This window comes from Egibacteraceae bacterium (assembly GCA_040905805.1).
Lineage (GTDB): Bacteria > Actinomycetota > Nitriliruptoria > Euzebyales > Egibacteraceae > DATLGH01.
On sequence record JBBDQS010000014.1, the window covers coordinates 32,678 to 58,955 of the forward strand.

General features: G+C 70.0%; 30 protein-coding genes. 14 read left to right on the forward strand and 16 right to left on the reverse strand.

The genetic code is table 11. From position 1 onward, the window contains the following. Together WD250_02690 and WD250_02695 are read right to left on the reverse strand one after the other, a co-directional pair. A partial coding sequence (locus WD250_02690; GenBank protein MEX2619105.1) for an MFS transporter occupies positions 1-325 on the reverse strand: 325 nt, incomplete at its 3' end. Next, on the reverse strand, positions 289-993 hold the full coding sequence (locus tag WD250_02695) for an MFS transporter (GenBank protein ID MEX2619106.1): 705 nt from the start codon (positions 991-993) through the stop codon (positions 289-291). The genes WD250_02695 and WD250_02690, both read right to left, overlap by 37 nt. A gap of 322 nt (positions 994-1,315) precedes the next feature. Between WD250_02695 and WD250_02700 the strand changes: the two genes are divergently transcribed. The 5 genes from WD250_02700 (at position 1,316) to WD250_02720 (ending at position 5,868) form a co-directional block, all read left to right on the forward strand. Beyond that, on the forward strand, positions 1,316-1,816 hold the full coding sequence (locus WD250_02700; protein ID MEX2619107.1) for an HD domain-containing phosphohydrolase: 501 nt from the start codon (positions 1,316-1,318) through the stop codon (positions 1,814-1,816). A gap of 51 nt (positions 1,817-1,867) precedes the next feature. Then, positions 1,868-2,269, forward strand: coding sequence for a thioesterase family protein (locus WD250_02705; GenBank protein ID MEX2619108.1), 402 nt, complete (start codon positions 1,868-1,870; stop codon positions 2,267-2,269). A gap of 130 nt (positions 2,270-2,399) precedes the next feature. After that, positions 2,400-2,594 (forward strand): CsbD family protein, encoded by a 195-nt coding sequence (locus WD250_02710; protein MEX2619109.1) that lies wholly within the window; start codon positions 2,400-2,402, stop codon positions 2,592-2,594. A gap of 191 nt (positions 2,595-2,785) precedes the next feature. Continuing rightward, positions 2,786-5,140 carry a glycosyl hydrolase family 65 protein gene (locus tag WD250_02715; protein MEX2619110.1) on the forward strand — a complete coding sequence of 785 codons (2,355 nt, stop codon included), beginning with the start codon at positions 2,786-2,788 and terminating at the stop codon, positions 5,138-5,140. Then, a complete protein-coding gene (locus WD250_02720) occupies positions 5,137-5,868 on the forward strand; it encodes a beta-phosphoglucomutase family hydrolase (protein ID MEX2619111.1) in 732 nt (243 codons plus the stop codon). The genes WD250_02715 and WD250_02720 overlap by 4 nt, the downstream gene beginning before the upstream one ends. Here WD250_02720 and WD250_02725 read toward each other — a convergent pair. From WD250_02725 to WD250_02745, 5 genes are all read right to left on the reverse strand, one after another. Continuing rightward, entirely contained in the window at positions 5,865-7,541 is a 1,677-nt protein-coding gene (locus WD250_02725; GenBank protein MEX2619112.1) for a sialidase family protein, read from the reverse strand. The genes WD250_02720 and WD250_02725 overlap by 4 nt on opposite strands. Before the next feature lie 94 nt (positions 7,542-7,635). After that, the gene (locus WD250_02730) at positions 7,636-8,391 is read right to left on the reverse strand and encodes an AAA family ATPase (protein MEX2619113.1); all 756 of its coding nucleotides are present in this window, start codon (positions 8,389-8,391) and stop codon (positions 7,636-7,638) included. Further along, positions 8,388-9,422 carry a hypothetical protein gene (locus WD250_02735; protein MEX2619114.1) on the reverse strand — a complete coding sequence of 345 codons (1,035 nt, stop codon included), beginning with the start codon at positions 9,420-9,422 and terminating at the stop codon, positions 8,388-8,390. The genes WD250_02730 and WD250_02735 overlap by 4 nt, the downstream gene beginning before the upstream one ends. A 129-nt stretch (positions 9,423-9,551) precedes the next feature. Then, positions 9,552-9,815: a zinc-binding dehydrogenase gene (locus tag WD250_02740; protein ID MEX2619115.1), complete on the reverse strand. Its 264-nt coding sequence runs from the start codon at positions 9,813-9,815 to the stop codon at positions 9,552-9,554. A 71-nt stretch (positions 9,816-9,886) separates the two neighbouring features. Next, on the reverse strand, positions 9,887-10,090 hold the full coding sequence (locus WD250_02745; GenBank protein ID MEX2619116.1) for a hypothetical protein: 204 nt from the start codon (positions 10,088-10,090) through the stop codon (positions 9,887-9,889). Between the two features lie 98 nt (positions 10,091-10,188). Here WD250_02745 and WD250_02750 point away from each other — a divergent pair, with 98 nt between their 5' ends. Continuing rightward, on the forward strand, positions 10,189-11,217 hold the full coding sequence (locus WD250_02750; protein MEX2619117.1) for a hypothetical protein: 1,029 nt from the start codon (positions 10,189-10,191) through the stop codon (positions 11,215-11,217). A gap of 18 nt (positions 11,218-11,235) precedes the next feature. Here the strand turns inward: WD250_02750 and WD250_02755 are convergent, their stop codons facing one another. The 5 genes from WD250_02755 to coxB all read right to left on the reverse strand — a co-directional run bounded on the left by WD250_02755 (position 11,236) and on the right by coxB (position 16,405). Beyond that, a complete protein-coding gene (locus WD250_02755; GenBank protein MEX2619118.1) occupies positions 11,236-11,664 on the reverse strand; it encodes a hypothetical protein in 429 nt (142 codons plus the stop codon). A 76-nt stretch (positions 11,665-11,740) separates the two neighbouring features. Continuing rightward, on the reverse strand, positions 11,741-12,646 hold the full coding sequence (locus WD250_02760) for a cytochrome c oxidase assembly protein (GenBank protein MEX2619119.1): 906 nt from the start codon (positions 12,644-12,646) through the stop codon (positions 11,741-11,743). Positions 12,647-12,723: 77 nt separating this feature from the next. Continuing rightward, a complete protein-coding gene (locus WD250_02765; GenBank protein MEX2619120.1) occupies positions 12,724-13,068 on the reverse strand; it encodes a hypothetical protein in 345 nt (114 codons plus the stop codon). Positions 13,069-13,181: 113 nt separating this feature from the next. Continuing rightward, positions 13,182-15,737, reverse strand: coding sequence for a cbb3-type cytochrome c oxidase subunit I (locus WD250_02770; protein MEX2619121.1), 2,556 nt, complete (start codon positions 15,735-15,737; stop codon positions 13,182-13,184). Further along, positions 15,734-16,405, reverse strand: coding sequence for a cytochrome c oxidase subunit II (gene coxB, locus WD250_02775; protein ID MEX2619122.1), 672 nt, complete (start codon positions 16,403-16,405; stop codon positions 15,734-15,736). The genes WD250_02770 and coxB overlap by 4 nt, the downstream gene beginning before the upstream one ends. A gap of 250 nt (positions 16,406-16,655) precedes the next feature. On the opposite strand from coxB, the gene WD250_02780 reads away from it, so the two are divergent. From WD250_02780 to WD250_02810, 7 genes are all read left to right on the forward strand, one after another. Further along, positions 16,656-16,805 (forward strand): hypothetical protein, encoded by a 150-nt coding sequence (locus WD250_02780; protein ID MEX2619123.1) that lies wholly within the window; start codon positions 16,656-16,658, stop codon positions 16,803-16,805. Positions 16,806-16,894: 89 nt separating this feature from the next. Then, on the forward strand, positions 16,895-18,385 hold the full coding sequence (locus WD250_02785; protein MEX2619124.1) for an alpha-amylase family glycosyl hydrolase: 1,491 nt from the start codon (positions 16,895-16,897) through the stop codon (positions 18,383-18,385). A 156-nt stretch (positions 18,386-18,541) separates the two neighbouring features. Further along, a complete protein-coding gene (locus WD250_02790; protein MEX2619125.1) occupies positions 18,542-19,213 on the forward strand; it encodes a hypothetical protein in 672 nt (223 codons plus the stop codon). A gap of 8 nt (positions 19,214-19,221) precedes the next feature. Further along, positions 19,222-19,551, forward strand: coding sequence for a transcriptional regulator (locus WD250_02795; protein ID MEX2619126.1), 330 nt, complete (start codon positions 19,222-19,224; stop codon positions 19,549-19,551). 772 nt (positions 19,552-20,323) lie between these two features. Next, positions 20,324-22,429 (forward strand): EAL domain-containing protein, encoded by a 2,106-nt coding sequence (locus tag WD250_02800; GenBank protein MEX2619127.1) that lies wholly within the window; start codon positions 20,324-20,326, stop codon positions 22,427-22,429. A 318-nt stretch (positions 22,430-22,747) separates the two neighbouring features. Beyond that, complete coding sequence (locus WD250_02805) at positions 22,748-23,176, forward strand: hypothetical protein (protein ID MEX2619128.1); 429 nt, start codon at positions 22,748-22,750, stop codon at positions 23,174-23,176. A gap of 214 nt (positions 23,177-23,390) precedes the next feature. Further along, a complete protein-coding gene (locus tag WD250_02810; protein MEX2619129.1) occupies positions 23,391-23,813 on the forward strand; it encodes a hypothetical protein in 423 nt (140 codons plus the stop codon). A gap of 140 nt (positions 23,814-23,953) precedes the next feature. Here the strand turns inward: WD250_02810 and WD250_02815 are convergent, their stop codons facing one another. From WD250_02815 to WD250_02830, 4 genes are all read right to left on the reverse strand, one after another. After that, complete coding sequence (locus WD250_02815) at positions 23,954-24,475, reverse strand: hypothetical protein (protein MEX2619130.1); 522 nt, start codon at positions 24,473-24,475, stop codon at positions 23,954-23,956. A 3-nt stretch (positions 24,476-24,478) separates the two neighbouring features. Then, positions 24,479-24,760, reverse strand: a complete 282-nt coding sequence (locus WD250_02820) for a DUF1778 domain-containing protein (protein ID MEX2619131.1) — start codon at positions 24,758-24,760, stop codon at positions 24,479-24,481. A gap of 121 nt (positions 24,761-24,881) precedes the next feature. Continuing rightward, entirely contained in the window at positions 24,882-25,136 is a 255-nt protein-coding gene (locus tag WD250_02825) for a tyrosine-type recombinase/integrase (protein MEX2619132.1), read from the reverse strand. Next, complete coding sequence (locus WD250_02830; GenBank protein MEX2619133.1) at positions 25,133-25,489, reverse strand: site-specific integrase; 357 nt, start codon at positions 25,487-25,489, stop codon at positions 25,133-25,135. The genes WD250_02825 and WD250_02830 overlap by 4 nt, the downstream gene beginning before the upstream one ends. Positions 25,490-25,741: 252 nt before the next feature. Here WD250_02830 and WD250_02835 point away from each other — a divergent pair. Beyond that, positions 25,742-26,278: alcohol dehydrogenase catalytic domain-containing protein (locus WD250_02835; protein ID MEX2619134.1), on the forward strand; the 537-nt coding region annotated here is incomplete at its 3' end.

Sequence of the window (26,278 nt, forward strand, 5' to 3'; positions counted from 1 at the left end):
CCACCCCGGGGGGGGCCGCCGGGGCGGCCACGAGGAAGGTGCCGGTGTAGCCGAACGACGCCGCGGCGAAGCCCAGCGTCGCCGGCCCGAGACCCAGGGCCACGTCCAGGAAGGCCGAGGTGGTGCCGATCACGGCGCCGCGCTCCTCAGGCGTGGCCCGCTCGACGGCGAGGGCGAACACCGCGGGGGTGAGCAGCGCGATGCCGGCGCTGAGGATCACCGCGGCGGTGACGAGCCCGGTCGGTGTGCGCCAGGTGCCAGCCGTCGTGAGGCCGATCACCGACAGGGTCAGGGCCAGACGGATCGCCGTGGCGGGACCGAGCACGTCGGGGATCCGGCGCCGACGGTGCGGATCCCCACGACGACCGCGGCGAACACCAGCAGCACCAGGCGCGACCCGCTCATCCCGAGGTCCAGGGCGTACAGCGGCACGAACGTCAGGAACGCGGCCATCCCGAGGATGCTGGCCAGCAGCACGAGCCCGGGCAGCAGGGAGGCCAGGCTCATGGCCTCGCCGCGGCGTTCGGCTGGGGCCAGGTCGGTGAACGCGGCCACCGCCCCGACGAAGAAGAACGCCTCGCCCGCACCGGTCACGAGTCGCAGCACGAAGAGGGTGGCGGGGTCCGAGGCCGCGGCGTACCCGAGCACCGACACGGAGAACAGCCCTGCGCCGGTGACCATCAGCGGCCGCCGTCCACGCCGGTCACCGAGGCCGCCGACCCACGGCCGCAGGAAGAACGCCGACACGCTGAACGCGCCGACGACGACGCCCACGGCGACCGCCCCACCGCCGAGGGGGCCGGTGACGAAGCGGGGCACGGCCGCGATCAGGATCCCGTCGCCGATGAAGTAGGCCAGTGTGGCCAGTGCCACGGCCACGAACTGGCGGGTCCAAAGGGTGGGTGCAACCCGGCTGGACCGCCGTTCCTGCGGCGTCTTGATCATCTCGTCCTCCACGGTCGGCACGATGTGCGCAGCGTGCAGCAGGGCCATCGGCAGGCACATCGGTAGACCTACCTATTCCTGCCTCTGGTGGGGGCTCGCGCGCCCTGTCATGCTGACGTCGGTCAACCGCGGGAGGACGGGTAGGCGCCGAGGACGTCAGCCTGGCCGAGCTGCTCGCCGCGCTGTCGGTCACGACGGATCTCGGCATGGGCCAGGAGCCGGAGAAGGCGGTCCGCGCGTGCCTGGTCGCCACCCACCTCGCGCGGGCGATGGACGTGCCGGAACCGCTGTCCGCCCCCGAGGTCGAGCGGACCCGACAGGCGGCGCTGCTGCACGACCTCGGGCGGGTGGCCGTCCCCAGCGGATCCTCGTGCGCTCGGCTCTTCTGGAGCCCCTCGGCAGGATCGTGGGGCGCCACCACGAACGCCAGGACGGTTCGGGTTACCACCGCGGCGCGGCAGCCACCGAGCTGCCGGTGGACGTGCGGCTGCTGGGCGTCGCCGATGCCTTCCAGGCCATGACGCAGATGCGCCCGCACCGGCCGCCACGCCCACCGGATGAGGCGGCCGGCATGGTCGAGTCGGCGGCCGCGGCCGGCACCTTCGACCCGGAGTGCGCCCGGGCGGTCATCGAGGCAGCCGGTCAGCGCCCGTCCCGGCGGCGGGGGGTCTGGCCGCAGGGGCTGTCCGACCGCGAGGTCGAGGTGCTGCGCCTGGTCGCCCGCGGGCTGTCCAACCGCGAGGTGGCGGCGGCGCTGGTGATCTCGCCGCGCACCGCCGAGCACCACGTCCAGCACATCTACACAAAGATCGGTGGCTCCACCCGCGCTGCCGCGGCGCTGTTCGCGATGGAGCACGGCCTGCTGCGGTGAGCGGGTATCGTTCCCGCATCCATACAGGCGTTACGCACAGGTAAGGCAGGGATGCACACTTCTCGACTCGAGGTCCGGTTCCACGAGCTCGACCCCTACGGCCACGTCAACCACGCGCTGTACCTCTCCTACTTCGAGACCGCTCGCATCGATGCCCTGGTCAGCATCGGGTGCGGGTTGGAGCGGCTGGAGGCCGACGGCTTCCACCTGATCGTCGTCGAGGCGCACATCCGCTACATCAAGCCCTCGACCTACGGCAACGTGCTGATGGTGCAGAGCCAGATCGTCCAGACCGGGTTGGCGTCGGCGCGCTGGCACCAACGGCTCACCCGCGACGACGACCTGATCGCCACCCTGGACACCCGTGGCGCGTTCACCAACCGTGAGGGCCGCCCGGAGCGCATACCCGAGCACTACCTGGAGATGCTCGGTCCCCTGCTCGCCCAGGCCTGACCGGGTTGGGGTCCGCACCGCCGGCCCGCTGGCGTCGAGCCGGCGCGGCGGCCCCGGTTGCCCGCGCTGGCATGGGGGAATAACTGCGCGGTCAGCAGTTTGCGAGCCGAGCCGACCTGGAGGGTGCACGATGGGCGATCACAAGGGTGAGCAGTTCAAGGGACGCGCCAAGGAGGCGGCGGGGGACCTGACCGGCGACGAGGATCTCCAGCGAGAGGGCAAGGTGGACCAGGGCAGCGCAGCGGCCAAGAAGAAGGTCAGCGACGCCGCCGACTCGGTCAAGGACGCCCTGCGGGGCAAGGGCGACAAGCGCGACAAGGGCTGAGGCGGGACCGGCGACACGGCTGCCCGGGAGCCCCTGACGCCGGGGTGGCGTGCGCGGCCTCCCGGTCGCCGTGATGGGGCGTGGAATCGTAGTATCCCAGCGTCCAGGTCTGCCAGAGCTGCTCGGCTCGGCGGGGGGGTCAGTCCACCGTGAGGACGATGACTTGGGCGTCCCCATCACAAGGAGACCGCGTGCGCCGCCGACAGCCGCAACTGCTGCCACTGCACGACTATCCCGAGGACCCGTGGCGGCTGGTCGAGCGGCGGTTCACCGAGAAGCGCCTGCAGCACGTCGAGACGCTGTTCACCGTGGCGAACGGGTACCTCGGGTTGCGGGGCAACCACGAAGAGGGTCGGCCCACCCATCAGCACGGCACGCTGGTGGCCGGCTACCACGAGACGTGGCCGATCCAGCATGCCGAGCAGGCGTACGGCTTGGCGCAGACGGGTCAGACGATCGTGGACGTCCCCGACGCCAAGCTCATCAAGGTCTACGTGGACGACGAACCGTTGTTCCTGCCCACCGCCCACCTCGTCGAGTACGAGCGCGTCCTCGACTTCCGCTCGGGGACGCTGGCCCGCTCCCTGGTGTGGGAGACGCCGTCGGGCAAGCGGGTGGCGGTCCGGTCGCGGCGGCTGGTGTCGTTTCGCTACCGCCACCTCGCCGCGTTCCAGTTCGAGGTCGAGGTGCTCAACGGCGATTCTCCGGTGGTGATCTCCTCACATCTGGTCAACCGCGAGGATGTCGCGGCGCCCGAGGAGCGCGCGCCGGAGCTCGATCCGCGGGTACGCCGCCTCAACCAGCGGGTCCTGGAGGCCGTGGTGCACCACGGCAAGGACCAACGGCTGCTGCTCGGCTACCGGACGGCGTCCAGCCGCATGACCCTCGGCTGCGGTGTCGACCACGTGATGGAGACCGCGTGCGACTACGAGGCCGTCACGGAGGTCGACAAGGACATCGGCAAGGTCGCCTACATCGTCGCGGCGAAGGCCAACGTCCCCATCCGCCTCACGAAGTTCGCCAGCTACCACACCTCCCGCAGCGTCCCCCCAAGTGAGCTGCTCGACCGCGCCGACCGCGTCCTGCGTCGCGCGGTGTCGAGCGGGTTCGACCACATCGCCGAGGAACAGCGCTCCGCGTTGGACACGTTCTGGGAACGCAGCGACGTGCAGTTCGACGGCGATGGGCGCGTGCAGCAGGCCCTGCGCTGGAACCTGTTCCAGCTCTTCCAGGCCGCGGCGAGGGCCGAGGGCAGCGGCATCCCCGCGAAGGGCCTGAGCGGCCACGGCTACGAGGGCCACTACTTCTGGGACATCGAGATCTTCGTCCTGCCCTTCCTCACCTACACCGAGCCGCGGATCGCCAAGAACCTCCTGCGGTACCGAAGCGGCATGCTCGACAAGGCCCGGGCGCGTGCCGTCGAGTTGAGCCAGCGCGGCGCGCTGTTCCCCTGGCGGACGATCAACGGCGTGGAAGCGTCGGCCTACTACCAGGCGGGCACCGCCCAGTACCACCTCAACGGCGACATCGTCTACGCGCTCAAACGCTACGTCGATGCCACCGGCGACACGACGATCCTGACCGGCGCCGGCGCGGAGCTGCTGGTGGAGACCGCACGGCTGTGGGCCGACCTGGGCTTCTACGGCGACGACGGCGCGTTCCACCTGTTCACCGTCACCGGACCCGACGAGTACACGACGGTCGTCAACGACAACGCCTTCACCAACCTGATCGCCAGGCTGAACCTGCACTACGCGGCGACGGTCATCGGGACCATGCGCGTCGAGGACCCGGGGCGGTACGGGGTGCTGTCCAACGACCTGGACCTCCGCGACGAGGAGGTCGAGGAGTGGGAGCAGGCGGCGGACGCGATGCACATCCCCTACGACGAGAAGCGCGGCATCAACCCGCAGGACGCGCAGTTCCTCGAGCGCGAGCGCTGGGACTTCGACGCGACGCCGCTCGAGCACTACCCGCTCCTGCTGCACTACCACCCGCTGGTGATCTACCGCCACCAGGTCGTCAAGCAGGCTGACGTCGTGCTGGCCATGTTCCTGCTGGGCAACGAGTTCACCGTCGAGCAGAAGCGGGCCAACTTCCGCTACTACGACCCGCTGACCACCAGCGACTCGTCGCTGTCACCGCCGGTGCACGCCATCATCGCCGCGGAGATCGGCGACGCGGAGGCGGCGATGGAGCACTTCCGCCTCGCGCTGTTCATGGACCTGGCCGACGTCGCCGACAACACCGAGCACGGCATCCACGTGGCTTCGACGGGCGGGGTGTGGATGGCGTTGGTGCACGGATTCGGCGGGCTGCGCGACGTCGACGGCCACCTCTCGTTCGATCCCCTGCTGCCCGACGGATGCGCGCGACTGCGCTTCCCGCTGCAGGTGCGGGGACAGCGCCTGCACGTCGACGTCGATACGGACCGGATCGTCCTGGCGCTGCGCGACGGCCCCGATCTGCCCGTCGTCGTGCGCGGCGTCGCCGCCACGGTCACCGCCGCCGAGCCGCTGACCGTGGCGCTGGGGGACCGCTCATGAGCCAGCTTGATGGCTTCGCGGCCGTGCTCTTCGACCTCGACGGGGTGTTGACGAGCACCGCGGCGCAGCACTTCGCCGCATGGAAGCAGATGTTCAACGATTTCCTGTCGCGCCGGGCCGGCGAACGCGGCGAGCCGTTCACCCCGTTCACCGCCGATGACTACCACCGACACGTCGACGGCCTGCCGCGCTACGACGGCGTGCGGGGTTTCCTTGAGGCCAGAGGGATCGAGCTGCCCGAGGGCGAGCCCGGTGACCCGCCCGACGAGGACACCGTGCAGGGCCTCGGCAATCGCAAGAACGGTCTGGTCAAGGACCGCATCCGCACCGAGGGCGTCGAGGCCTACGAGGGGTCGGTGGCCCTCGTCCACGCGCTGCGGGCCCACGGTGTGCGCACCGGGGTGGTGACCTCCAGTCGCAACGGCGCAACGATTCTGCAGGCTGCCGGCATCGACGAGCTCTTCGAGGTCCGCGTGGACGGGAACACCGCGTCGGAGCTCGGGTTGGCGGGCAAGCCGGCCCCCGACACGTTCCTCGAGGCAGCACGACAGCTGGGCATCGAGCCGGCCCGGACGGCCGTCGTCGAGGATGCGCTGTCCGGGGTGCAGGCCGGACGCGACGGTGGGTTCGGTCTCGTGGTCGGGGTGGACCGCGTCGGCCAGACCGAGGCCCTGTACCACCACGGCGCCAACGTGGTGGTCAGCGACCTCGCGGAGCTGCTGGACTAGACGGCTACCTCCGCCCGCTCGGGAGCGCGCTTGCGCCCCATCGTGCGCGCGGCGAGGAACAGCAGGAGGCCCCCGGCCAGCAGTGCGAGCGCGGCGCCCATCGCACCGGCGAGCAGGGTGCGGTTGGCGCCTCCCCCTGCGCCGGCAGCGAAGAAGGACTGCGCATCGGCCTGCCGTGCCCTGGCGAAGTAGATGTCCTGGCTCGGGGCCTGCTCAGAGCCGTTGCGGCTGTCGTCCCAGGCGATGTAGGCGCCCTCGTCGGTCGACGCGAGCCCCAGCGTCCCCTGGATGTCGCCGGTTGCGAAGGGGCCGATCCGCCGATCGATGAGGCGGTCGGTGATGCGCACGTTCGACGCCCAGGTCTGCCCCTCGTCGGTGGAGTAGCTGTAGTAGACGTCGTGGAAGTTGTTGCCGCCCATCTCCTCGTCGGGCTCGACGGTGGGGTCGTTGCGTGCGTCGTACCAGGCGATGTCGACGCGGCCGTTCGGCGCCACCGACACCTCGGGGAAGAACTCCATGTAGGTGAACATGCGTGGTGGTTCCACGTCGTTGACCGCGGTGGGCTCGCTCCAGGTGTCCCCCCCGTCCGTCGACCGCATCATCAGGATCGAGACCGGCTGCTGCGCGTTGGAGACCTGCTCCCACACGACGTAGAGGTTGCCGGTGTTGCGGTCGATGGCGGCGCGGGGCGCCCAGAGGAAGGCCGCTCCCCGCTCCACCGGCGTGGGCTCGGTGTAGAGGTTCGCGCCCTCGTAGCTCGCACCCCCGTCCCGGGAGACCGCCAGGTAGAGCGACGCTGACGGTGCGTCCCCCTGCGGGTCCTCCCGCGGACCGGCCCGTGTCTCCTCGCCGAACACCACGTAGACCTCGCCGTCGTTGCCCACGAGCGCCCGCGGTGGCGTCTTGCCGCCCTCGAGGTCCGGCGTCAACCACAAGTCCTCGTCCTCGGTGAGGAGGCTCACCGGTTCGGTGAAGGACGCCCCGCCATCGGTCGACGACGCCACGTGGGGGCGCATGACGATGTCCCAGAAGTAGTCCTGCCCTTGCAGCACCTCGCCCCGCAACCGCCAGGTGCCCCAGTTGGACATCCACGCGACATGGACCCGGTCCGCATCGTTCGGGTCGACCGCGATCGAGGGCAGTCCGTCCAGGCCCATCTCGCCCTCGTCCAGATCTCGCTCCACGCGCGGCAGTCCCGTCGTCTCCCACGTCTGACCCAGGTCGTCCGAGCGTGCGAGGAAGACCTGTCCCTCGGAGGTCTCCGGGTCGAAGCCGTTGAACGCGTAGTACAGGGTCCCGCCCGGACCGAAGGCCACATCGGCGACCGTTCCCAGACTGGTGAAGGTGCACCGGACCCAGCGCTCGGGAATGTCCGGCTGGGAGACCTGACGCCAGCTCAGCCCATGGTCGTCGGAGACATGGACCGCGCATGGCCCGCCGACGGCGTCGCCCTCGGCGATGGCCAGGACATGCTCGTCCTGGGGGTTCACCGCGACCGCCGGCATCACATGACCGCGCGCCGGATCGGTGTCGGCGGTGACCTGGACCGCGGCGTCGACCTCGACCTCGTCCGAGACCTCCTCTTCCTGGCCTGCAGCCGGCAACGCCGCGGCCGCACCTGCCAGCAGCAACACCGACACGGCCAAGATCAGTCGTCGCACGCTTGCACGCATGGACCGTTCCTTTTCGTCGACAACGGGGGACGCGGTACGGGGAGACGGGCGTGGAGCGGTTCGTGACGCCGGTGAGCCGGCCGGCGCAGGGGCGTCACACGGGGGCGCCGAGGAGGGTGTCGGCGAGTTGTCGTACGGCGGTCATGGCGGGTGAGGTGGGGGCGGTGTCGTAGGTGGCGACGCCGCGGTGGTCGGCGTCGGTGACGGCGGGGTCGTCGGGGACGGCCACGGTGGGCACGTCCAGGGCGGCGGCGAGGCGGTGGGGGTGGTCGGTGTCGGGGTGGGCGCGGTTGGCGATGGCGATGATGCGGGTGACGCCGAGGTCGTCGCGGGCGATGCGGGTGGCGCGGGTGGCGACCTCGACGGACTTGGCGCTGGGTTCGGCGACGACCACGACCACGTCGTCGGGGCCGGGTTGGGCCCACAGCAGGTCGTTGAGGCCGGCTTCGAGGTCGGCGACCACGATGCGGTCGGTGGCGGGCAGGTCGCCGAAGAAGCGGCGGGTGGTGGTGTGGGAGCCGCAGCACAGGCAGGAGTCGGTGGGCCGTTCGATCTTGCCGGTGGCGACCAGGGCGATGCCGTTGGGGGCGACCAGGCCGTAGCGGGCGACGAGGTCGTCGGGGTCGGGCAGGGGTTGGTCGTGGGTGTAGCCGCTGGCGGTCAGGCCGGTGAGGATGGACTGCATGGCCTCGACCTGGGGGGCGTCCACGCCCAGGGACACCCCGAGGTTGGGGTTGGGGTCGGCGTCGACGGCCAGGACCTGGTGGCCGCGGTCGGCAAGGATGCGGATGAGCGCGCCGGCGACCATGGTCTTGCCCGAGCCGCCTTTGCCGGTGATGGCGATCTTCATACGGTGACCTCCTGGTTGGTGAGCGTGTCGGCCAGCCGGGCGATGGCGGCGATGGTGGGGGAGTCGGGGCAGGCGTCCAGGGGGGCGAGGCCGCGGCGTTCGGCGTCGGCGACGGCCGGGTCGATCGGGATGCGCACCAGCGGGGTCATGCCGGGATGGTCGGGCTCGTCGCGGAACTGGTTGCCCACGAACACCGTGTCGACGTCGTCGACCATGGGCAGCAGCCGGCGCGCGGTCATGGCCGACACCCAGGTGGGGGTGACCACGATGGCGACCTGCTCGGCGAAGGCGTGGTAGCGCTCGAAGGGGGTCGTCGGCCCCGCCTCCATGTCACCGACGATGTCCCACCCCGGCTCGCCGAACTCGGCGACCAGCTGACACAGCGCCACGACGGTCTGCTTCGGCGCGTCCTTGTCGATGTCGTCGATCTTGCCGAGGCTCACGAAACGCGTTCCGTCCGGTCCCGCGACGGCGTGCCCGTCCACGACCTCCGCCGGCGTCACCCCGTCGCGCACGCCCCAGCCGTAGGACGCGCCCGCATGCTGCATGACCACCTGGCCGGGCAGGGCGCCCTCCGTGGGCGGAATCCCGAGGCTGTACGCCAACCCCGGGTTGGTGTCGAAATCCACGGCCAGGACCGGGCGGCCCCGGCGTGCGAGCAGACGGGCCAGCGTGCCCGAGACCAGCGACTTGCCCGTTCCACCCTTGCCGACCACCGCCACCCGCACCCCCAACCGGCTTCGCGCCTCCCGCACGTCGCCCGGGTCCGCGCCCGCCAGCGCCGAGCGTGCCTCACCGATCAGCGCCTCGAGCGTGGCACAGTGGCCCGCCTTCTCCTCCACGGCGCCGGGACGGGTTCCCCAGCCGCGCAGGAAGCGTTGCGCCTGCCGCATCGCCCCCAGCCAGAACCGGCACGCCGACACCGCATCCCCATCGGCACGGGCGCGCTCTGCCGACGCATCGACCGCAGCCACCTGGCGTGCCATCACCACGGCCCGCCACCGCCGGCGCTCGGCTTCCCTCTCAGACACCACAGCGGTCCCGCCGACGACGCAGATGCACGAGCATTCGCCTGCCTGACGTTCGGGTGAACGTGAACGTTGCGATGCTGTCAGAGCCGCACGCGAGTTGCAATGGGGTTCGGTGATCCGGTGGCAGACCTACACCGCGGGGACGCGGATGACGACCTTGCCACGGACCTTTGCGCTGCTGGCCTCGGTGACGGCCTCGGTGACGGCCTCCAGATCGTGCACCGACTGGACGTGAGGGGAGAGCCGGCCGGCGTCGACGAGCTCGGCGAGCGCCGCGAGATGGGCGGTGTCGGGACGGACGAACACGTCGGTGCCGCCGCGCTGCTGGTGACGCAGGAACGCTGCGACGAAGACGCCGGCGGCGCCGGCGGCAAGCAGGACGACGTCCAGCAAGGGCCGCTCCTCTCTCAGCTCAGGGGCGCATCAACAATCAGGCGCTGGGACCTCTTGACCTGCGCGGTGCGTCATGATCCACAGGCGTCCGAGCTGTCCCCGGAGGCCCTCGCTCTGGATGGCTGTCGCCACCGGACGAAGAAGTTCTCGGTGAAGAGCTCCGTGCGCCCGACGACCAGGAACACGACGCCGATGCCGAAGCCGAGGGCACCGATGACTTGCCCGACACCCGCGCCGAGGTCGGGGGCAACCAGGGCTTCCAGAGATGCCGTCACGCCGGCGCGCATCTCCCACGCGGGCTCCGGGTAGGCCCAGGGCCTATGAACCGCGCCCGAGACACGCGCTGGCCATGCTTGCCGATGGATTTCCAGCCATGCCCGTGTTGACCGGCACGTGGTCTGTGGGCGTAGCGGTGGGCGCGTTCCTGCTTGCCGCTGTGGTCATCGCCTTCACCGGCTCCCGTCTGGCGCTGGTGGTGGATCGGTTGGCGGACCGCTCCGGCCTGGGTGAGGCCATCGCGGGAGCAGTCCTGCTGGGCGGAGCGACGTCACTGGCGGGGCTGGTCGTGAGCATCGTGGCCGCGGCCTCCAACGAGCCGAGCGTGGCCATCAGCAACTCCGTCGGCGGAATCGCCGTGCAGACCGCCTTCATCGTCGTGCTGGACGTCGCCTACCGGGGCGTGAACCTGGAGCACGCCGCAGCCTCGATCACCAACCTGTTCAGCTCGTTGCTGATGATCACCCTGCTGGCGACGGCGGTGCTGGGAGCTGCGGCACCGCCCACGACACTCCTGGGAGTCCACCCGGCCACCATGATCCTCGTGCTGATCTACGGGTACGGGCTGCGGATCAGCCGGCAGATCAACGAGGAGCCGATGTGGCGACCGCGGATCACGCAGGACACGAGCGTGGATGAGCCCGAGGATCCGGCGGAGGGCGAAGGAGTGTCCGCTCTGTGGGGGCGATTCGTGATGCTGGCGGTCGTTGTGGCCCTGTCCGGTTGGGTCATCGGGCGGGCAGGACTGTCCCTCGTGGCCGCCACCGGGCTGTCCGGCACCTTGGTCGCCGTGGCCTTCACCTCGGTGGCGACGTCATTGCCGGAGCTGGTCACGGGCCTCGCCGCCGTGCGCGCAGGTGCGCTGACCCTGGCGGTCGGCGGCATCATCGGCGGCAACACCTTTGACACGCTGTTCATCGCGGCGTCCGACGTGGTCTACCAGGAAGGGTCGCTGTACGCAGCGATGGTGCCGAGCGACCTGTTCGCCATCGGCTGGACGATGCTCCTGACCGGCATCCTGGGAGCCGGGCTCGTGCGTCGGCAGCAATGGCGCATCGGGTTCGAGGGAGTCGCCATCCTGGTGCTCTACGTGGCGGGCCTCGTGGTGCTGTCGGTGATGGGGTAGGGCGGACCACCGGCCGCCTCACTGGACGACGAATTCCCACTCGAAGCGGTCGAGGACTTCGTGCTGTTCGCCGAACTCGTCGAGGCGGACCCGCTCCGCGGTGGCGGTGTGCTGGCCTGGGCTGAGCTCGATCAATGCACTGGGTCGATTGGGATCGTAGGTGAGCACCCCAGGGCGAGCCTCGACCGTGTGGGCCGTCACGTCGGTGCCGTTCACGATCAACCGCACGCCCTCTCCGACCCCCACCTCGCCGTGGATGACCTGGACCTGCGGCGTCGGGCTGGCCTCCGCCCCCGGGTCTGGGTGCACACCGGCGATCCACTCGGGCAGATCGAGAGACTCGTCGATTGCTCCGCTGTCCGTTTCGTCGCCTGCTGCTCCGGCCTCTCCTGCGTCGTCCTGGCCGCAGCCGCCCATCCACGCGGCGGCCACCAGCATCAGCACCACCAAGACGACTCGGTGAACAGGGATGGCAGCGGTCAACGTGACACTCACGGGTCGTTGCTCCTTCTCGGTCGACTTCCTACCGGTCTGAACAGCTTGGACGTACCCGCTGAGCGATTGTCCCACCCAGGTCGACGCCGATCCGGCGCTTGCGCGTCCTGTCCTCGTCGGTGGAATGGATCCACGTGACCAGCAGAACGAGGGCAGCGGCGAGGTACACCATGCCCCCGGGGATCCACATGATCACGCCGGCGAGCTGTTGGTCCGCGAGCGGGTCGAGGGGCCAGGGGCTGGCGGTCGTCGCGAGCTGCTCGTAGCCGTACCAGGGTGCGCGGGCGAAGGTCATCAGCAAGGACAACACCACCCCCTGCAGCGCCATCGCGAAAACGACGATGATCCCGAGCCCCGGGCTGAGGCGCACCGGGTTCCGCCGGCCGACGACCGCCTGCCAGAACAGCAGCCCGGTGAGCAGGAAGCTTGCGTGCTCCACGGCGTGCAGGAGCGGAAACTGGAGTGCCGCGTCGTAGAGGGCGGCGGCGTGCCAGCACCACAGCGCGGCAACGTGCAGCAGCCACACGGCAGCCGGCCGGCGGACGACCGCCACGACCCACGACCGGAACGGTCGTCGCGCCCGGAGCAGCGCGCGTCGCAGGCGCAGCGGTGTGCCGCGCAGGATCGTGCTCGTCGGAGCGCTGAGTGCCAGCAGCGGTGCTGCGACCAGCACGAGCAGGACGTGCTGGATCATGTGGGCTGACGCCAGCGCTCCCGAGAGGGCGTCGAGCGGGGACAGCAACGCCACACCAAGTGCCCCCAGGGCGGCGAGAAACAGGCCGGCACGCGCGGTGGCGAGCCGGCTGGTCCCTCGCAGGTAGGCCCAGGCCACCAGCACCAAGCCGGCGATGAGCAGCGGATCGGTGTTCCAGGTGCTCCACAGGTCGTGGGGAGCCAGGGGTTGGCCGACGTGCGCGGAGATCGGCGTCAGCATCCTCAGGGCTGTCGCTGCGCGACCGCCACACCCGGCACAGCAGAGAATCGCCTCCGCAAGCTGCGGCGATTCGCAAGTCAGCATGCCGGCAGGACCAGGGCGGGCAACCCCACGAACAGGATGGTCACCACACCGAGCAGCGAGAGAACGAAGCCGGCGAACGCGAGGGCGCTGTGGGGCGGGGCATCTGGGGCATGGCCCTGCGGCCCACAGTCCGTCCGCCAGCGCCGGTAGGCCAGCAGTGCCGAGGCGAGGCAGGCGACCGCTGCGACCGCCGTCGCACCGAGGGTCACGACGCCGGCAACCGGGGGTCGGAACACCCGCAAACCCGGGCCCTCGCCGGTGCATCCGGCCTCCACCACGAGGTAGACCAACAGGAAATGGACGATCAAGATGACGGGACCGGCCAGGAACAGCACCATGGTCGTCCTCCACCGGGGGGCGGGGGTGAGGTCCACCGCCGCGGCCGTGCCATCCTGCGACGTCGCTGCCCCCGAGCCTTCCGGCTGGTCGCCGCGCCCTGATCTTGGCTGGCTCATGTCACGTGGGGGGCCACGTAGAGGGTGCCGAATCCCGCCAACCACATGATCACCATCGCCGACCAGAAGCGCACGACGTTGGCGATGGATGCGTGCCGACGGCTGGTGTACAGGCCCCGCACCGCCCAGAAGACGACCATCGCGAGCATGATCATCGCCCCGCCTGCCACCACGGCCAGGAAGCCGCTGATGGTGAAGAAGATCGAACCGTACGCGTGGGCGCGTGCCACCACGCCCGTCTGGGCGATGTCGACCCACTGCACCGCGACTCCGCCGGCGGCCATGGCCAGCGCGGCGAGCAGTCCCACGACGAACCCTCGCTGGTCGTCCGCAGCGATGCGCCGCCGGGCCAGGTGCACCACGGCGGTGCTGCCGGCGAGCAGCGCCGCAGCGACCATGGCCCAAGCGACACGGGGCTCGGCCACACCGGCCGGGGGCCACTGGGCGTTCTCGAGCCGCAGGTAGAAGTAGCTGAGCAGCAGCGCAGACAAGGCGATGGCGGCAAAGAGGATCGCGAGCGCCGTGCCCCATCTGGCGACGACGACGCTGCCTCCGGCGTTGACCGGCACCCCGTACTCACGCTCGAAGTCCGACTCCTCCTCGGTGGTCATGGGGGCGTCCTGCGGCCAGTTCCATCCGATGACTCCGACGACGATCACCAGCGCGCCGACGCCCGCGCCCGCCCGCAGCTTGACCAGCTCGCTGAGGAAGATCGTGACGACGCCGAAGGCGGTGATCAGCGGCCAGATCGACGGGTCGGCCACGCGGAAGACCTCTTTCGGTCGTGCGTCGCCGGCGCCGACGATCAACGCCGCCCGCCAACGCAGCGGCCACCTCGCCATCCCTTGCGCGAGCCGTTGCAGCTCCGCATCGCCGCTGTAGAGGTCGTCCTGGTCCCAAAGCGGGTGGCGGCTGGTGACGATCGGCAAGGCCGACCAGCTGTGTTGAGCCGGTGGTGAGGTCAGGGCCCACTCGAGGGTGTCCGCCCCCCACGGGTTGTGACCGGCCTCTTCGCCGCGACGGTAGCTGCGCACCACGTTCCAGATGAACACGGCGATGCCCGGGACGATGACGAGCACGCCGATGGTGGAGACGAGGTTGTAGACGTCCCAGCCCAGACCAGCCTGGTAGGTGTAGACCCGCCGTGGCATGCCCAGCAAGCCGGCCTGGTGCATCGGGAAGAAGGCGAGGTTGACGCCGGTGAACAGCAGCCAGAAGTTCCAGCGACCGAGGCGTTCGTCGAGCAGGCGTCCGGTGAACTTGGGGAACCAGTAGTAGACGCCGGCGAAAATGGGGAACGCCACTCCGCCGATCAGCACGTAGTGCAGGTGGCCGACCACAAAGTAGGTGTCGTGCGCTTGAAGGTCGAACGGGACGGCGGCCAGCATCACACCCGTGATGCCGCCGATCACGAAGATGATCAGGAAGCCGACGACGAAGAGGAATGGGGTCTTCCAGACGGGGCGCCCGGCCCAGATCGTGGCCAGCCACGCGAAGATCTGCACGCCGGCGGGGATGGCGATCACCATGCTGGCGGCTGCGAAGAAGCTCAGGACCAGGGGCGGTAGGCCTACGGCGAACATGTGGTGGGCCCAGAGTGCGAAGGACAGGAAGGCGATGGCGACGAACGAGGCGATCAGCCAGGTATGGCCCACGGTGCGGCGGCGGGTGAAGGTCGGCACGATCATCGCCACGATGCCCGTGGCGGGGATGAACTGGATGTAGACCTCGGGGTGGCCGAAGATCCAGAACAGGTGCTGCCACAGCAGCGAGCTGCCGCCCTTGGCGACGTCGAAGAACGCGGTGCCGAAGCCGCGATCGAGCTCGAGCAGGAGGCTGCCGATGATCAGCGGGGTGAACGCGAACAGGATCATGAACGCCATCGCGAGCAGTGCCCATGCGAACAGCGGCATGCGGCTGAGTGTCATCCCGGGCGCGCGCATCGTCATCACCCCGACGATGATCTCGATCGCGGCCACGATCGCGCCCACCTCCGCCACGCCCAGTCCGAGGACCCAGAAATCGATGGCGAGACCGGGGGAGAACTCCGGTCCGCTCAGCGGGGTGTAGGCGAACCAACCGGCGTCGGGCACCAGCTGGAACAAGGTGCTGCTGTAGTACAGCAACCCGCCCATCAGAAATGTCCAGTAGGCGAACGCGCCGAGCCGCGGGAACGGCATCTCCCGGGTCCCCAGCAGGCTGGGTAGCAGAAGAATGGCGAAGCCCTCGAAGATCGGCAGGATGACCAGGAACATCGTCACCGAGCCGTGGTTGGTGAACAGCTGGCTGTAGAGCTCCGAGCCGATCAGGGTGTTCTCGGGCACGGCGAGCTGCAGGCGCATCGCCAGCCCGTCGATGCTGCCGCCCAGCACCAGGAAGAAGAACCCGGTGAGGAGCAGCCTGGCGCCGATCTTGTCATTTTGGATCCCACGCAACTGCCCACGCCACCCGGGCGGATCATCCCACAGGGCATCGAGCTCCTCGTCGGTGCCCGTCTCGTCGGTCGTCGGCGTCTCGGTGCCGCTCCTGGGCTCGCGCTCCTCCGACCTCACCGCTGGCCCTCCACCCAGGCGGTGAAGCGCGCTTCGGGCTCGGCGATGACGGTCAGCTCCATGTGCGCATGCTCCAGCCCGCAGTACTCCGCACACCGGGCGACGTACTCACCGGACTCGTCGGCATGCAGGACCAACGTGTTCGTGCCGTCCGGCAGCATGTCGAGCTTGCCGCCCAGTTCGGGCACCCAGAAGCTGTGGATGACGTCGGCCGAGGTGAGCCGCAGGGCGACAGGCTGTCCGACCGGCATGTGAAGCTCGTTGCGGGCGGTGACGCCCTGTTCGGGATAGGACACCTCGTACCAGAACTGGTGTCCGACGACGTCGATCACCACCGCGTCGGGGGGCGCCGACGCCGGGATCGCCTGCATCGCCCGCACGGTGGCGACGAACACCACAACGATGACGACGAACGGCATCACGACGCCTCCACCGATGATCCATCGCTGGGCACGGCGGTCCGGCCCCCCGTCGCCTCCATTCGCCCCCCCGCCATCTCCATTCGCCCCCCCGCCATCCCGGGGCCGGCGAAACAGGCCGATGCCGAGGAGGACCGCGAAGACGACGAACACCGCCACGCCGAGGGCCAGCATCAGCCACCACAGCTCGGCCATGGCTCGGGCGACCGGGCCCTGGGGGTCCAGCGCGCCCGCGCTCGCCACCGTCACTGCGACACCTGCAAGGAGGGCGTTCGGCGATGGCTCAACGTGGCCTCCGCACTGCGCTGCGGCCGGATCTCGACCGGCGCACCGATCCCTTCCCGTTTCGGGCAGGCCGAAACGCCACGATCAGAACCCACCTCCCGGTCGGCGGGAGATGGGTGCGCGCCGCTGACGACCGCCCGGTGCATGGGAGAGGGTTGGCCTGGGTAGGCAGCCGCCGGAAACGGTAGTGCTGCCGAACACGTCAGGAGCTCCCATGAAGAAGCGTCTGATCACCATGCTGCTCGTGCTCCTCCTCGGAGCGTACGGTGCAGGATGTGACGACACGGTCGAAGGGATCGGCGAGGACACCCAAGAAGGCGTCTCGGAACTGGATGACCAGCTCAACGAGGGCGAGGACCCATAAGCCGGGCACGCGCGTGAGCATGGGTCGACAGCGCAGCCGGGGCGCCGGCACAGGTCCCGTGGGCGCGCATGCCTGACCACCCCTGGTGGATGACCGGTGTTGTCTACCAGATCTATCCGCGCTCGTTCCTGGACACCGACGGGGACGGCATCGGCGACCTGGAGGGCATCCGCCGCCGCCTCGACTACTTGGCGTGGCTCGGCGTCGATGCGCTGTGGCTGTCGCCGATCTACCCCTCACCGATGGCCGACTTCGGGTACGACGTCGCCGACCACCGCGACGTCGACCCGGTGTTCGGCTCGCTGGACGACTTCGACCGGCTGCTCGAGGAGGCGCACGCGCGCGGGTTGCGCGTGCTGCTGGACTGGGTGGCGAACCACACCTCGGACCGGCATCCGTGGTTCCTCAACTCGCGTTCCGCCAGGGACAGCGAGAAGCGGGACTGGTACGTGTGGCGGGATGCGCCCAACAACTGGACGGCGGCGTTCGCCGACGAGCGGGCGTGGACCTACGACGCGCACACCGGCCAGTACTACCTGCACCTGTTCCTGCCCCAGCAGCCCGATCTCAACTGGGAGGATCCCCGCGTCGAGGCGGCGATGCACGACGTGCTGCGCTTCTGGCTCGACCGCGGAGTCGACGGCTTCCGTGCCGACGTCATCCACCTGATCGGCAAGGACCCCGATCTGCCCGACGACCCGCCCCACCTCGTGGGCACGTCGCGGGTGGGACGCCACGACACGGCGCGGACCCACGAGCTGCTGCGCCGGATTCGGTCCGTGCTCGACGGGTACGGGGACGACCGGGTGATGGTGGGGGAGGTCAACCTCACCGAGCACGCGCGCATCGTGCGCTACTACGGGGCCGGCGACCAGCTGCACCTGGCCTTCAACTTCGTGCCGCTGCACGCGCCCTGGGACGCCGGCGTGTGGGCCGCCACCGTCGAGGAGATCACCCGGCAGTACGACGCTGCCGGTGCCTGGCCGACCTGGGTGCTGTCAAACCACGATCAGCCACGCCATCGCAGCCGGCTCGGGACCGAGGCACGGGCGCGCGCGGCTGCGGTGCTGCTGCTGACCCTGCGCGGGACGCCGTTCCTGTACGCGGGGGAGGAGCTCGGACTCGAGGACGCGGTGGTCCCGCCCGAGCGCATCGTGGACCCCGGCGGCCGTGATGGCTGCCGCGCGCCGATCCCCTGGCAGGAGGGGCCCAGCCCTGGGTGGGCCACCGCCGATCCCTGGCTGCCATGGCCCCCCGACGCGACGCCGCGCTGCGCTGCCCGTCAGCGGCAGGACCCCACATCGATGCTCCATCTGTACCGCCGGCTCCTGCGGCTGCGGGGGTCATCCGCGGCCCTGCGCGCGGGGACACTGGAGCTGCTCGACTCGCCCACGGGCGTCCTGACCTACCGGCGGGCCAGCGGAGACGACGAACGCATCGTGGCCGTCAACTTCACCTCCGACACGCGTCACATCCCGCACGCCGGCCGCGTCGTCGACGTGGCCAGCGACGGGGCCGGCGAGACAGTCGCGTTCGACGGCGTGCTCAGCCCGAACCAGGGCGTCGTGCTCGGCCGGTGAGCGCCAGGTCGACCGCGACGAGCGACCAGTCGGAACTCTCCCTTGGGAGGCCCTGTCCGTGCTCTTGACCCGAGCCATTGTTTGCGGTACAAAGCTTATAGTAGGTTTGCATCGCAAAGCATCTTGGTCACTGGGATGGCTCACAAGGAGGGGACCATGGAGCCCACGACGAGCAGCGTGCATGATGTCGATGGCGACGACGGGACGGAGCTGACCGCGGCGCAGCGCCTGGCGGTGATCGACGCGCAGGAACAGGCGACGCAACGCCAATTGGAACCAGACCCCCTGCTCATGCTGGGGCCCTGGGGTGTGGCCTGGCTGCTGGGGTTCGGGCTGCTGTTCCTGCGCTTCGGCCCGGACGGGCGCACGTTCGTGGACCTTCCCGACTGGCTGCCCCTGGCAACGCTGTTCACCGGCCTGGTCCTGGCGGCCACGATCACCGCCGTGCTGGGCTACCGCTCGTACCACGGCATCGAAGGGCCCTCATCGCTGCAGGGCGCGATGTACGGCTGGAGCTGGTTTCTCGGTTTCGGTGCGCTCATGCCCATCGTCGCGCGGATGGGCAACCAGCTTCCCGCCGACGAAGAGGGACTGCTGTGGGGCGCCGCCGCCGTGGCGTTGACCGGTGTGCTCTACATGGCCGGGGGGGCGGTGTGGCGGGACCGGTGGATGTTCGCGCTCGGCGCCTGGATCGCGACCACGAATGTCATCGGGGCCATGGCCGGGCCGGGATGGCACTCGCTCATCGTCGCGGTTGCGGGTGGTGGGGGTCTGCTCCTCGCCGGTGTGACCACGACGGTCGTCATGCGTCGGCGGCGCGCCCGATGAGCGCTGCCATGCCCGAGCTCGACCCGGTCATCCATGCGCAGGGGCGACTGCGGGCGCTCGTGACGCTGGCGACGCTCCTGCCCGGTGACCGCCTGACCTTCCCGCGCATGCAGGAGCTCCTCGACATGACTGCCGGCAACCTGCTCACCCACCTGCGCAAGCTCGAAGAGGCCGACTACGTCGACGTGCGCAAGCGCAGCCGCGGACGTTCCTCGGTCACCTCGATCGCCATCACCCCGCACGGACGCAGCGCCCTTGAGGGCTACCGCATCGGGCTGCGCCAACTGCTCGACGACGTGCCGCAAGCCGACGAGGCCCCCTCGAGCACCGCGTCCTGACGCCAGGCCGGCGCCAAGCTCAGCCGGCGTCCCCGTCGCTCTCGAACAGCCCGACGACGTTGCCCTCGCAGTCACGCAGATAAGGCGGAGTAGCCGACGGACGGGATGGTCTGCTTGGCGAGCAGCACCACAGCACCCGCCCCTTCGGCCTTCGCCACGGTCTCCCCCAGCGAGTCGACGCCGATGATCACGCTAGTGTGGGCGTGGAGCTCCGACTCGTGCCGACGCCGGTGGCAGGCCTGATGATCGACTTTGACGAAGTGGGCGCGCTTGACGCCTACAAGCGTGAGCGCCGAGGTAGGTGTTCAGCAGGACCGATGCCGTCTTGTGGCCGCTCCAGGACCGCGCCGTCTTGAGGGGGACGCCGGCGTTCAGCCAGCCCGTAATCGCCGAGTGCCGGAGGTCGTGGCGGCGCGGATGGCCCGCGGCCCACGCCCCTTCAGTGGCCGATCGCGGGGTCTCGTCGCCGGTGAAGAAGCGCTCGGCGACGGCGGAGTGGCTGTCAACCTTCGCCGGCGCGAGGTCTACCTCGATCGGCCCGTAAAGGAGTACAATAAGTCAGCTGCATACAAAAAGGGGGAATTGCAGGAAAGGGCCGACGTAACCGGGCACCATCGGCGGCAATCTTGACGGTTCCTCCAGTGGCATCGTCGCCTCGAGTTCTCCGAACGGGCAGTGACCGAACGTCCGCGCCTGAGCCCGTAAACCCGTCCCTGGGCATCCTCAGGGGCCCGCCCGCTGGTGTCATCGGCAGCGGGACCAAGGAGCAGCCGTGACGGCACCAGACGCGGAGCGGGCACGCGAGCGGATCGCCCGGATCGTCAGTGGCACCGACCTGCCGGGGTCGATGCGGCTCGTCGTGGTCGGGGCGGTCACGCTCATGATCGTGCTCGCGGCCGGCTTGGTACACGCCACCGGCGGGACCCAGCACGCGTGGCCGCACCTGCTGTACCTGCCGGTGCTCGTGGCCGCATGGGCGTTCGGTCCCGCCGGCGGGGTCGCCGCCGGCGTCGTAGCAGGCCTGGCGGTCGGTCCCGCTATGGCGATCGATGTCGCCTCGGGGACCATGCAGAGCACGGTGAACTGGCTGTACCGGCTCGGGTTCTTCTCGCTCATCGGGGCGACCAGCGGCGGCATGCACCAGCTGGTCCGTGACCAGCTCGTGCAGACCCGCCGAGAACGCCGCCGGTTCGCCTCGCTGGTCGACAACGCCCCCGATGTCGTCCTGGCCTGCGACAGCCAGGGGGTGATCCGGTACGCGAGCCCCTCGGGCACCGCGGTCCTGGGCCACCCCGTTGACCACCTGGTCGGTCAGACCCTGGTCGACCTCATCCATGCTGACGACGCCAGCGCGCTGATGGGGATGACACAGGGTCCGCCCGGGCAGGCGTGGGCACCGGTGGAGCTGCGCGCCCGGCATGCCGACGGCTCCTGGCGCCATCTCGAGATGGTCGCCAACAATCTGCTCGACGACCCGGACGTGGCCGCGGTGGTCTGCAACGCCCGCGACGTCACCGAGCGGCGCGCCATCGAGTCCGAGCTGCACCACCAGCTGGCGCACGACCCCGCGACGGGGCTGCCCAACCTCCTCCGTTTCACCGAGGAACTGGAGCAGAGCCTCGCCGGGCGCACGCCGGGGGGCGCCCCCACGCTGGCGGTGCTGCTGATCCACCTCGACCGGTACCAGAACGTCCGGGAGACGCTCGGCTCGGACACCAGCGAGCAGGTGGTCACCGCGATGGCGCACCGGTTGTCCTCGTTGCTGCGTGCCAACCACAGCTTCGCGCGCCTCGCGATCACCGAGTTCGCCGTGCTGTGCACCCACATGCCGGACGCGACTACCGCACATGAGACCGCCACACGCCTGCTCGAGGCTGTCGACGAGCCCTTCCTGCTCGTGGTCGGCGAGGTGCACCTGTCCGCCTGCATCGGCGTGGCACTCGCCGGCGACGGGGCCAACAACGCCGACGAGCTCCTCCGCGACGCCCATACGGCGGCGTACCGCGCCGCCCGCGAGGGTGAGAAGATCGCGACCTTCGAGGTTCCGTGGCGCCACCAGGCTGCGACCGCCCTGGACACCGAGACCGCCCTGCACAGTGCCCTGCGCCGTGACGAGTTCACCCTGTGCTACCAGCCCGTCATCGACCTGGTCACCCGTGAGACGGTCGGTCTGGAAGCGCTCATCCGGTGGCGGCACCCCACGCTGGGGACGGTCCCACCCCACGACTTCATCCCCCTTGCCGAGCAGACCGGGATGATCGTCCCGATCGGGCGGTGGGTGCTGCAGACCGCCTGCGCCCAACTCGCTTCCTGGCGCCGCGAGCTGGCGCTCGACGACCTCACCATCGCTGTCAACATCTCTGCCCGCCAGCTCAACGGCACCGAGCTCGTCGACGACCTCCAACAGGCACTGGCAGCCAGTGGGCTGCCGCCCGGCGCGCTGATCCTGGAACTGACCGAGACCGCCATCCTCGGCAACACCAGCCGTGCCGTCGAGGTCTTCTCCAACATCAAGGACGTTGGCGTGCGTCTGGCGATCGACGACTTCGGCATCGGCTACTCGTCGCTGAGCTACCTCAAGCGCCTGCCCGTCGACATCCTGAAGATCGATCGGCTGTTCGTGTCCCAGCTCGGCCAGGCGAGCGAGGACGACGCCATCGTGAGCGCCATCATCGGCCTGTCGCGATCGCTCGGCCTGGACATCATCGCCGAGGGTGTGGAGGAGCACGAGCAGGCGGATCGGCTGGTCGAGCTCGGATGCACCAAGGCGCAGGGCTTCCTCTACTGCCGACCACAGCCGGCCCTCGCGATCCCCGACTACCTCACCGGTAAGCCTGCGCATCTGGCTGCGGGGTCGGTCGGTCCTCCGTCGGCTTGACGGCGCGCACGATGGCGCCGTGCAGGCCGTCGGCGGGGGCGAGGCGGTCCTCGGCGCCAGCGTGTCACGGAACGGGCGTGGACGGGCCCGAAGGGCTCGTCAGCGGGACTCGAAGCGGTAAAACCGCTGGTCAGGCGTGGAGCCGGGGAGGGGAATCGAACCCCGACGGGTAGCGCGTCGTCCCAGCGGGTGCGCGCGAGCGCCTCGTCACCGCGGATGACGCCGAGTAGGTGTTGAGCAGGACCGAGGGGGTCTTGTGGCCGCTCCGGGACTGCGCGGTCTTGAGGGGGCCGGCGTTGTCCATCCGGTGATCGCCGAATGGCGGAGGTCGTGGCGGCGCACTCGGCGGAGCGGGTCGCCCTCCTCAAACAGCTCCTCGCGCGCCGGGCCCCAGAAGTCGCGGCCGAAGTTCGACAGGCTGATGCGTCCGCCGCTGGAGTTGGTGAAGACCAGTGCGTCGGGGCGCGTGTCGACGTGCTCGTCGAAGGGGCGTCGCAGGATCGGTACGAGCATCCGGGGGATGGGCACGGTGCGGGGGGCGCGGGGACCGCGGCCCTTGAGCGGCCGTTGCCGGGTCTCGTCACCGGTGAAGAACCGCTCCGCCACGGCCGAGTGGCTGGCGCGGAAGACGAGAACGGGTTCGTCTACGTCCAGGTGGACATCGCGCCGGCGCAGGTCGATGGCCTCACCCGGCCGGAGACCGCACAGGCCCTGGACCAACACGAACGCACGACGCCAAGCGGCTGAGGTCCCATGGAGCTGGGCCTCAGAGAAGAGATGCAGGTGCGCGCGAACCTTCTGCTCCCTATCGGCGTCATACCTCACCGATACGGGACCACGACCTCCGAACGAATGGTTCAGATCGCACTCACCGTGGGCGGCCTCAGCGGCTGATTCCCGTGTACGGCACGCCAGCGGTTGGCTGTTCGTACCATCGACCTCCGCGACCGGGAGCACGTAGATGGTTTCTCGCCTCGTCGGCCTCGCCGCCGCCGCGCTGTTGGTCACGCCTGCGGCCTGCGGTCCGCAGCCGTCCGTACCCGCCGAGCAGCCCGCCCCCGCCCCCGACCAGGCCGAGGTCGCCCAATGGGCGCCGGATAACCCCACGGCGCTCGATCCCTCCACCACGGCCATCGACGTCACCGTCTACGAGAGCGCCTGCGCCAGCGGGCAGGCCGCCACCAGACGCGTCGCCGAGCCCGACATCACCTACGGCGACCAGGAGGTGGTGGTCACCATCCGCGTCATCCCGTCGCCTGGGGACCAGAGCTGCCCGGCCAACCCGCCCACACCGTTCACCGTGGAGCTCGACGAGCCGCTCGATGGCCGCGCCCTGCTCGACGGCGGCCAGCAGCCGCCCGGCCCGCCCCACATCGACCAGTAGGCGTGCCCACCGGCAGTGGCCGTGCGGCGCTCTCCAGTACCAGCCGAGGCTTTCCGATGCGCACGAAAGGTGTGCGCCGTCGCCGGTTAGCCGTGTTTGCTCCGGGTCGAGCAGGAGGCGGGTGTGGATGTGGGAGTCGTTCAGCGGCCGAGGCTGGTGCGGACGCGTTTCATCGGCAGCCACAGGCGGTCGCCGGCGCCCCCAGGCAGCGGCTTGAACCCCCAACCTCGGTACCAGTTGGCCACGTGCTCGTTGAGCGCATCGACGATCACGGCGCGGATAGCCAGATGCTCGTCGGCGTCGATGATGCGGTGCAGGGCTTGCTGCAGCAGCCACGCGCCGAGGCCATGCTGGGCGTGTCGTCGGTCGCGGGCGAGACGGGCGATGAGCGCCGCGCCGATCTCGTCGAGCCCGACCAGACCGCGGCGTTCTCGGCCGGGCAGTTGGGCGACGTCGATGGCTGCAGCGACGAGGGTGACGTAGCCGGCAACGGGGCCCACACCGGCCGGATGACCCGCGGTGTCGTCGACGGCAACGAACGTGCGGGACAGGCTGCGCCGCTGATTGGCCAGAGCGTACGCGGCCAGCCAGCGGTCAAGAGATGCCTCCCCGCAGGAGAACCCCTCGACCTCGTGGCGGTCGGTCAGCGGCTCGAAGCGCACGCCCTACGACCGCGGCGCTTGGGACAGGTCGGGTTCGCCCTTCTGGGCGAGTCGTTGCAATTCGGGTACGGGGCTGGCGTCGTCGAGCGCGGCGTAGAACGCCTTGGCGTGTTCGGGAGCGATGCGCACACGGCGGCGGTCAGCGAGCTCCCGATGGGCGTCCTCCACGGTGCGGGAGCGGATGTAGTCGGAGATCGACAGGCCGGCCTCAGCGGCAGCCTGTTGAATCAACTCGTAGTCCTCCTCGGTGGCGCGGACCTCGAAGCGCCGGGAAAGCGTGCTCATCACCGCTCCTCGCTGCTGTACGGTATTGTACCGTACAGTGTAGCGTGGGTCGTGCGGGTGTCGCGGGACGAGCAGGAGCGCCCCGGGGAGCCCCGCAGTCCCACGGCCGGAGGGGTTCGGGTCAGCTGCCGCCGGCGAGGTACTGGGCGATCGCGTAGATGGCGTGGCGGTTGAGCTGGCTGCGAGCCCGGTCGTAGCGGCGGGTGGTCTTGGGGTCCTCGTGGCGGGCGAAGTCTTGGACGTCGCGCAGCCCGATCCCGGCGTCCAGGGCCATGGTGATCGCCGAGTGCCGCAGGCTGTGCGGCGTGATCCGCCGGTCCACCCCGATCGCCTGGCACAGGGCTGTGACGAGGTAGGCGACGTTGTAAGCCGTCATGCGTCGCCCGTGGCTATTGCGTAGCAGCGGGCCCCCTCGACCGGGTTGCCCGCGACCCGCCCTTCGCCTACCGCCGACCGGTAGAAGCTGGACAGGGTCGCCACGCGCTGACAGATCGTGTTCGGCGCATACCCGCGCTGCTCCAGACAGCGGATATGGGCTTCGACATCAGCGCGTTGCGCGGCCAAGCCGTCGGTACCTCGGCCATCTGCCCAGTGGAACCAGGCGCGCAGGTTCGCCTGGTAGTTGACTCGCGTCTTGGCCGACTGGAACCCCGCGACGAACAACTCGATCCACGTGCCGATCCCGGCGGAGAACACCAGCGCCGAGCCAGAAGTCCTATTCGTGGTCATCGTGACAGCCTCCCACGACCGGGCACGCACGGCCCGGCCACGGAAAGATCACACCCGCATGAACCCTGCTCGGCTACGGCCCTACCCGGCGAGGGTTGAACTCGACGAAGGCTCCGCGGGATGTTATGCCGTGTTGCACGGTGCTGGTAGCTGCGGGATATTCGAGGCGTGCATCGCGATGCCGTGCAGGAGTTGGGAGCGCGCCGTGCAGTGAAGTGAAGCGTGCTCCTGCGCGAACGCGTGGAGGCTGTGATGCGAGCTGTCGTTCAGTTGGGCTACGGCGGGCCGCCGGAGGTTCTGGAGGTGCGCGAGCTCGACCTGCCGTCGCTTGGGGATGATGAGGTGCTGGTGCGGGTGCGTGCGGCATCGGTGCATCCCGACGTCTGGCACGTGGTGACCGGCTTGCCGCGGGTGTTGCGCCTGATGGGCTCGGGCGTGCGCCGCCCCAGGGACGTTGTGCCTGGGACGGACGTGGCCGGGGAGGTCGAGTCGGTGGGGGCGGGGGTGACGCGGTTCCGCCCCGGTGACGAGGTGTTCGGCGAGACGCTCCGTGGGATGCAGTGGCGCAACGGTGGCGCGTACGCCGAGTACGTGGCGGTGGCGGAGGATGCGCTGGCCGCCAAGCCGTCGCAGGTGACGTTCGAGCAGGCCGCGACCGTGGCGACTGCCGGGCTCATCGCGCTGGCGAACCTGCCGGACCAAGGACGGAGGGGTGCCGAGCGGGTGCTCGTCAACGGCGCCGGCGGCGGGGTGGGTGCCATCGCCGTCCAGCTGGCACGGTCGTGGGGT

Bases quoted from the DNA above. Each gene is read 5' to 3' on its own strand.
- WD250_02695 (MEX2619106.1), bottom strand. From the start codon at position 993: ATGGCCCTGCTGCACGCTGCGCACATCGTGCCGACCGTGGAGGACGAG.
- WD250_02705 (MEX2619108.1), top strand. From the start codon at position 1,868: ATGCACACTTCTCGACTCGAGGTCCGGTTCCACGAGCTCGACCCCTAC.
- WD250_02710 (MEX2619109.1), top strand. From the start codon at position 2,400: ATGGGCGATCACAAGGGTGAGCAGTTCAAGGGACGCGCCAAGGAGGCG.
- WD250_02720 (MEX2619111.1), top strand. From the start codon at position 5,137: ATGAGCCAGCTTGATGGCTTCGCGGCCGTGCTCTTCGACCTCGACGGG.
- WD250_02725 (MEX2619112.1), bottom strand. From the start codon at position 7,541: ATGCGTGCAAGCGTGCGACGACTGATCTTGGCCGTGTCGGTGTTGCTG.
- WD250_02730 (MEX2619113.1), bottom strand. From the start codon at position 8,391: ATGAAGATCGCCATCACCGGCAAAGGCGGCTCGGGCAAGACCATGGTC.
- WD250_02750 (MEX2619117.1), top strand. From the start codon at position 10,189: ATGCCCGTGTTGACCGGCACGTGGTCTGTGGGCGTAGCGGTGGGCGCG.
- WD250_02760 (MEX2619119.1), bottom strand. From the start codon at position 12,646: ATGCTGACGCCGATCTCCGCGCACGTCGGCCAACCCCTGGCTCCCCAC.
- WD250_02765 (MEX2619120.1), bottom strand. From the start codon at position 13,068: ATGGTGCTGTTCCTGGCCGGTCCCGTCATCTTGATCGTCCATTTCCTG.
- WD250_02780 (MEX2619123.1), top strand. From the start codon at position 16,656: ATGAAGAAGCGTCTGATCACCATGCTGCTCGTGCTCCTCCTCGGAGCG.
- WD250_02785 (MEX2619124.1), top strand. From the start codon at position 16,895: ATGACCGGTGTTGTCTACCAGATCTATCCGCGCTCGTTCCTGGACACC.
- WD250_02790 (MEX2619125.1), top strand. From the start codon at position 18,542: ATGGAGCCCACGACGAGCAGCGTGCATGATGTCGATGGCGACGACGGG.
- WD250_02795 (MEX2619126.1), top strand. From the start codon at position 19,222: ATGCCCGAGCTCGACCCGGTCATCCATGCGCAGGGGCGACTGCGGGCG.
- WD250_02805 (MEX2619128.1), top strand. From the start codon at position 22,748: ATGGCGGAGGTCGTGGCGGCGCACTCGGCGGAGCGGGTCGCCCTCCTC.
- WD250_02810 (MEX2619129.1), top strand. From the start codon at position 23,391: ATGGTTTCTCGCCTCGTCGGCCTCGCCGCCGCCGCGCTGTTGGTCACG.
- WD250_02820 (MEX2619131.1), bottom strand. From the start codon at position 24,760: ATGAGCACGCTTTCCCGGCGCTTCGAGGTCCGCGCCACCGAGGAGGAC.
- WD250_02825 (MEX2619132.1), bottom strand. From the start codon at position 25,136: ATGACGGCTTACAACGTCGCCTACCTCGTCACAGCCCTGTGCCAGGCG.
- WD250_02830 (MEX2619133.1), bottom strand. From the start codon at position 25,489: ATGACCACGAATAGGACTTCTGGCTCGGCGCTGGTGTTCTCCGCCGGG.